Annotated in this window: 1 protein-coding gene; it reads left to right on the top strand. The window is 52.6% G+C overall.

The window, feature by feature from the left end:
- Nucleotides 1–1,343, top strand: a 1,343-nt coding sequence (locus ACWHAR_RS21550; protein WP_452087777.1) for a molybdopterin cofactor-binding domain-containing protein, incomplete at both ends; no start/stop codon positions are given.

Raw genomic sequence — 1,343 nt, 5'->3', positions numbered from 1 at the left:
GAAGATTACCATAAAAACGGGTGCGGATCATTCGGGAAATCTATTGGCGCACGACGTGAAAATTGTGGCGGACACAGGCGCTTACGCCACGCTTGGACCTGCCGTTCTAGATTTTTCTGTCGAGCATGCCGCGGGGCCGTACCGTATTCCGAATATCCGGACTGAAGGAATATCAGTATTTACGAACAACGGGGTGGCAGGGGAATTTCGGGGCTTTGGCGGCAACCAAATCACATTTGCACTCGAAACCCATCTCGATCGTCTCAGCGGCATGCTCGGCATCGACCCGCTCGAGCTGAGAAGAAAAAATATCAGAAAGCCGCATGACTTGGGGCCGCTTGAGCATCGGATTGCACCGACTGACGGAGCGGCGCAGGTGTTGAATGCCATATCTAAATCTCCCATTCTTACAAGAACAAGCCGGAACTGCGGGTATCTGCAAAGAGGCACGGGAGCGGCAATTACAATGCACGGCGGCGGGCTGGGGTATGGCCGAATGGATGCGGCAGGAGGCCGTTTGTCCCTTTCGAGTGAAGGCAAAATCACTGCTTCGTTCGGATTTGAAGAATGCGGACAGGGGATTCTAGCCGCGATTGAACATATTGTCATGGAGGAGTTAGGTTGTGCCGCAGAGGATATTTCCATTGTTATTGGGGATACCGCAAAAGTGCCGAAGTCAGGCTCCTCCACAGCATCCCGCGGCACAAGCATGGTGTGGCACGCGATCCAGCGTTTGAAGAAGCCGTTTCTAGCCCAGTTGAAAAAACGGGCGGAAGAATGGAACGGCTGTTCAGCGGAAAACCTTATTCCCGGCGCTGCAGGCTTGCGTGACAAAAACACAAAGGCGCTCGTGGTGACGTATAAGGAGCTGGCTGAAAAAGGCTCTTTGGCAGAGGAAACGGCATTTGACTTTCCAACAACGCCTGATCCTGTGGTGGGCGGCCATTTTCTCTACTCATTTGGAGCGGCTGCCGTTGAGGTGGAGGTAGATCTGTTAACAGGTGATGTCAAATTGATAGATTGTGAGCACGCTATTGCGGCAGGTTCGGTTGTCAGTCCGCAGGGATATCGAGGTCAAATTGAAGGCGGCGCTGCCATGGCACTCGGCTACACACTGATGGAGGAAGCGAAAATGACGGACGGCCGTTATGCCGCGGAAAATCTCGATCACTATTTGATCCCCGGAGTCAAAGACGTTCCTAACATGAAGGTGATCGCAATAGAAGAACTAATGAAGGGTGATGCATATGGACCGCGCGGTGTTGGCGAAATTGGAACGATCACCATCACTCCGGCGATTGTAAAGGCAGTACATGATGCGGTAGGATGCTGGATAAACAAGC

The organism is Bacillus sp. LR--39 (genome assembly GCF_053613335.1).
The sequence above is the reverse complement of the archived record's forward strand: the minus strand, read 5'-3'. Positions and strand labels throughout refer to the sequence as shown.